Here is a 5,461-nt window from a genome sequence, read left to right on the forward strand (position 1 = left end):
GGGTATCGCCCCCGTAACGGCAATCGCGGCAGAAACGAGCTCCCCCATCGATGCAGTTGCCTTGCAGACGGAAGACGCGGCCGCCGCAAAAGAAAAGGCTCTGTTAGACCAGAATTGACATATAGGTGATGCCACCGTGGTATAATATAATTGTTAACCACGGCATTGGAGCAGGTATGAACGCCGAGGATCTGGTCATCACCCTCAAGAAGAACATGGCGAAGCTCAGCAAGTCCGAGCGCCGCCGCGCAATCGAGTCGGTACGCGACGTCATCCGTGCCGCCATGTTCGACGATGCAGCGGGAACTAGCTACGAAATCCAGCGTTGCCCACGTTGCGGTTCGGTCGCTATCGTTAAAAAGGGCAAGTCCAGGAACGGTGAGCAGCGCTACCTCTGCCGCGACTGCGGCAGGACGTTTTCAGGCTCCACCGACCGGATCCTCGGCACGAGCAAGCTGCCCCGCGAGACCTGGATGGCCTATGCCGAGTGCTTCGTCCTCATGCTCCCTCTCCGCGAGTGCGCCGGCCGCTGCGGTGTCTGCCTCAAGACCGCCTACACCATGCGCCACAGGCTCATCGAGTGCCTGAAGGAATATTCGCCCACGTTCCATGTGGGGCAGGGGCAGGCCTGCGAACTCGACGAAACATACTTCCCCGAGTCCTTCAAGGGCAACCATTCAAAGGGCTCCTTCACTCTGCCGAGAAAGGCTCGCCACCGCGGCAAGCAGGTCCACAAGCGCGGCCTCTCCCGCGAGCAGATCTGCGTCATGACGGGCATCAGCGACACGAACGCCACCTTCTTCGAGGTCTCGGGGCGCGGCGTGGTCTCGCGCAAGCGTGCGGCTGAGGCCCTTCGCGACCGCATCGGCGCGGGCGCGGTCGTCGCCACGGACAAGGCGACCGCATACATCGACGTGTTGCACGACCTGAAGGTCGCCTCGCATGAGTCCTATGACTCCAAGGACCGCTCGGAGGGCACCATCAACCGCATCAATACCGTCCATTCGCTCCTCGAATCGTTCATGGCACGCTTCAAGGGCGTGTCCACCAAGCACCTCGCCGCCTACCTCGACTGGTTCCGCTGGTGCCGCACCTTCATGGCGACCGACTCCCGCACCGCGGAGTCCACGGTCGCCCGTCAGCTCGCCAACGGCACCTGCGCGACCCGCATCCGCGACATGTTCAACGTATTGCCGCCCTATATGGACTACTGGGTCGCATCCGCCGCATAGAGACGATAAAATGGTTGCACCGTGATATACGAGGAAAGGTACAACCATGCCGTCGAACATACCGGCCACGACGATTCGTATCGAACCGGAGGTCAAAAAAGAGGCCACAGTCATCCTTGACGAGCTCGGCCTGTCCATGTCCACCGCCGTCAATGCGTTCCTCAAGGCGCTCGTCCGCGAGGGCGGGATGCCGTTCGAGATGAAGGTCAAGACACCGGCATCTGACGGAAAAACGGTGAGATAGTTGGCAAATCAACTTGAAACGCAGCTGACACTGGCCTCTTCGCTCGGATTGTCGGAGCTATCGAAAACTGCAATCATGCGCGGGCTCTTCTCGCTGGACGGCACTCAGATAAAGTATTCCTTCCGCAGGACGAAAAGCTATCAGATCGGCGATCCCGAAGAAAAAGTCAGGGCCGACACCATTGCGTTTCTGGTCCTGTCGAAAGGCTATGATTCGCGAAAGATCGATACCGAGGTGGAGGGCTCGCACAACGATTTCGCGGATATCGTGCTCTACGAAGACGACAGATGCACGAAGCCCTGGTTAGTCGTCGAGAACAAAAAAGAGGGTGCGACTCCGGCTGAAAAGGCGGAAGGGGAAGCGCAGGCCTTCGCCAACGGTATCGCGCTGGGTGCAAAATACTCCATGAAGGACTACGGCGACGAGTCGTGCGTCTGGCAGCTCGAGGGCTTCGGCGCTAGGGAGCGCAGGAGAAATAAGCTGGGCGATAGAGAACTTCTTCCGAGGAACTACTCTCAGGATATGGTGTATCCGTTTCACGCGGGCACGGAAATGGATATTAAGCCGGCGAGCGCCTTTGATATCAGCATCGCCATCAGGCGCGCGCACTCCATCATTTGGGCTGGAGGAAAACGCGATCCGCTATCGGCTTTCGATGAGTGGAGCAAGCTGATGTTCGCCAAAGTCCGCGACGAGCGCTACACGCGAAACGGCCACCCCCGCTCGTTCCAAGCGGGCATCAACGAGCCCGACTCGGCTATCGCCACGAGGGTCCACAAGCTATTCAGCGACGCCAAAGAGCAAGATCAGGCCATTTTCCCGCGTGATGAAAAAATCGAGCTTCCAGACAGCAAGGTCGCTCAGGTCGTTCGCGTCATTCAGGAGATTTCGTTCATCGATACAGATTCTGACGTCATCGGAACGGCCTTCGAGGATTTCTTCGGATCGGTCTTCCGCGGAAGCCTCGGGCAGTATTTCACCATGAGACAGATAGCGAGGTTCACAGTCGGGATGCTCAATCCCACGAGCGAAGATTACGTTCTAGATCCGACTTGTGGCTCGGGAGGCTTTTTGCTCGAAACTCTCCTTCAGGTATGGAACGATACCGATGCGGGCTTTGCCGGACAGGGGAACCTCGCGAGAATCAAATCAGATTTTGCCGCGCAGAACGTTTACGGAATCGAAATTCACCCGACTCTGGCTAGAATCTGCAAAATCAGCTTGCTTCTGCACCACGATGGACACACGAATATCGAGGCCGACAAGAGCTGCCTCAGCCCGAACCTGAGCAAGCCGAAACTCCAGAAGGATCGTCAGTTCGACCTGATCGTGGGTAATCCGCCCTTCGGAACCAAGGTCGCAGATGGAGATGAAGATCAGCTTGACGGCGCAAGCCTGGATGACTACGTCCTGGGCCGCGGAAAGCACTCAATACAGTCAGAGCAAATCATCCTGGAGAAAAGCGTTTCCTGGCTCAAGCCGGGCGGCAGGCTCGGTATGGTCCTGCCCGATGGTGTTCTCAACAACAGCGGGTCTCAATCAAATTGTCCGGCCCTTCGTGAATGGCTCTTTAAATCGGGGAGGATACTGTCCGTGATCTCCCTTCCAGACTTCGCTTTTCGCAGGTCAGGAGCTACGAACAAGACTTCGATATTGATTTTTGAAAAGTTTTCCGACCTGGAATCGGCTAGATTGAACAATCGACTGGAAGCATGTGAAGGAGATATTGCGGCCGCCCTCATGGACAGCGGGCTGGACTATAACATCTTTTTTGGAGAGGCATCCCATATCGGATACACACCATCTGGTCGCCCTGATCCTCGAAACGACCTCTATGTCGCCGACGAGAACGGTTATCTTTCAAACGATCAGACTGGCTCGATATTGGGAGAGTGGAATGTCTGGGAAGAAAACGGGGCGGTTTCCGATCCGAGATGCGTCGTCGAGAGGGCTTCGTCAGTATGGAGAAGCCATTCGAGTCATAGGGTGGATCCGAAATACCATGTCTACGTGGCCCATAAGGGCGATTACGTGCCGCAGGGCTGGTCATCTGCTCCCATGATGAACCTTGTGAAGCGGATGAGAAGGAACGTGGACTTCGGGGAAGAGCCGATGAAGGAGTACAAGGTCTTAACTCTTTCCCAAACTGGTGTTGCAAGGCTTAGGGAACCAGGTGTCGGAAACAACCCTCCCGAATGGCGAGGGATGTATTTCTACGACTCAAGCAGCGACTGGTTTGAAGTAAGAACCTCCGACATCGTCTACTCTGGAATCGACCTATGGAAGGGTGTCGTATGCTTCGTCACCGAGGAATTCGATCATGCCCTCGTAACGCAAGAATATCCGATCTTGCGGGTCAAAGACCCAAACGTGATCGATCCGGAGTTCCTGTCGATACTCTTGAGAAGCCGCCGCTTCCAAAAGGCATTCCGCGCCATCAACACCGGCCACAGCAATCGAAGGAGAACGCAGTCTTCTGACTTTGGGAAGGTGCTCGTCTATTACCCTCCCATAGAGAAGCAGAAGGAGATTGCCTTAAAGGTGCGAAATGCACGGGAGAATATCGCAAAGGCCTATATTGGCGTTTCCGATATCGAAAACGAACTTGATGCCATCTTGCATGCGGATGACGAGTGGGATGAGACGACAGAGTCCTAACGATTAACTTGTTCGAGTCTGAGCGTATCGCCCCTTTGCCGGTTTTAATCCAGCAAAGGGGCGAATATTTTGCAATTAGTAAAGATGACTGGGCATGATGTCAATTCTGGTCTAACAGAGCCAAAGAAAAAGCGTATGCAGCCATGCAGGAAGCGCTCAAAAACCTCGAGGCCGCACAAAACGCCGCAAGTCCCGAGAGAATTGCGGGAATCAATGATAACATTGCCGCTTTTCGAGAGCTCTATGACACGATGGTGGCGCGAGCTGCCGAATGGAGAGAGCCCCTTCCCGCCATGCAAGCGAACGTCGATGCAGCCCAAGCCAAATACGATGAGGCTCACAACCGGGTAAGCGAGCTTGAGGCAGAATATGAAAAGGCACGCAGCAACGGGGCTTCCTACGAAGCTCTTAAGCAGCTGCGCCAGGAAATAATCGCAGCGGAAGCGCAAGAAGAATCTTGCGAAACGGTGCTTGACAGCTACCGTCACCGCCTCGAAAGTCAGGAAAGACGGGTTCAGTATTTCGGAAGTAAGGCGGAGGAAGCCAAAGCCCACATCGACGAGGAAACAGCCAAGCGAGATGCGCTCCTCGACAATTTGCATAAGGCGCAGGCGGCCTATGACGACGCCTGCAAAGCATACGAGGAGGCAAAGGCCGCAGCGGATAAGGCCGCCTCGCCCGAGATAACGCAACCAACCGAGACAACGCCTCCCTCCAGCTCGGCGCAACCGACCGAGACGGCACAACCCGCCAGCTCACCCGCGACCGGCAAAGACACCGCACCGAGCTCCACCAAGCAGGCGACCACGGGCAACGGCAAGCAAGCAGACACGACCGCCGGCAAGCTCGCAAACACAGGCGACACAGCGCCGAGCGCAATCGCACTCGCAGCAGTCGCCGCCGCAGGACTCGGAATAACCGCCACAGCCACACGCCGCATCAAGAACTCAAAATAGTTGCCAGCGGTTATTGTCTTCGCCAATCCACAAGCCCAGAGACAAAAAGAGGTCCGTTTCCCCAACCCAGGGAAACGGGCCTCTTTACTTGTAAAAACAAATGGTAATGCCGCCGTCTCTTGAACCACGCAGCCATCAATGCCCAGACAACACTAGCAAGCCGCGTTCCTTAAGGGATAGATTTAATGGCTGTTAATCAAGGGGTATACGCGCACGCCCGATCAATGGCGGGCAAACCGCCTGATATACTTACATTAGTGCTACCAAGTTAGTCGCCAACCCTTGAAATGAGGTGCCGAGATGAACGACATTCTCGCAAGAAGAGCAAGACGAGCAACTGTGGGCATCGCCCTTTCCGCGGCACTTGTCGC

The 5,461-nt window shown here is 55.9% G+C and carries 4 protein-coding genes; all 4 read left to right on the forward strand.

Going from position 1 to position 5,461, the window contains the following annotated elements; all coding sequences use genetic code 11:
- Positions 1-176: 176 nt before the first annotated feature.
- The 4 genes from AAAV21_RS10085 (at position 177) to AAAV21_RS10100 (ending at position 5,090) form a co-directional block, all read left to right on the forward strand.
- Complete coding sequence (locus tag AAAV21_RS10085; RefSeq protein ID WP_216594997.1) at positions 177-1,232, forward strand: IS1595 family transposase; 1,056 nt, start codon at positions 177-179, stop codon at positions 1,230-1,232.
- Between the two features lie 46 nt (positions 1,233-1,278).
- Positions 1,279-1,476 (forward strand): type II toxin-antitoxin system RelB/DinJ family antitoxin, encoded by a 198-nt coding sequence (locus AAAV21_RS10090; RefSeq protein ID WP_055251786.1) that lies wholly within the window; start codon positions 1,279-1,281, stop codon positions 1,474-1,476.
- Positions 1,477-4,134, forward strand: a complete 2,658-nt coding sequence (locus AAAV21_RS10095; protein ID WP_349102470.1) for an N-6 DNA methylase — start codon at positions 1,477-1,479, stop codon at positions 4,132-4,134.
- Positions 4,135-4,277: 143 nt separating this feature from the next.
- Positions 4,278-5,090 carry a hypothetical protein gene (locus AAAV21_RS10100; RefSeq protein WP_349109401.1) on the forward strand — a complete coding sequence of 271 codons (813 nt, stop codon included), beginning with the start codon at positions 4,278-4,280 and terminating at the stop codon, positions 5,088-5,090.
- Positions 5,091-5,461: the final 371 nt, after the last annotated feature.

This window comes from Collinsella sp. CLA-AA-H302, assembly GCF_040093305.1.
In the GTDB taxonomy this organism is placed as follows: domain Bacteria; phylum Actinomycetota; class Coriobacteriia; order Coriobacteriales; family Coriobacteriaceae; genus Collinsella.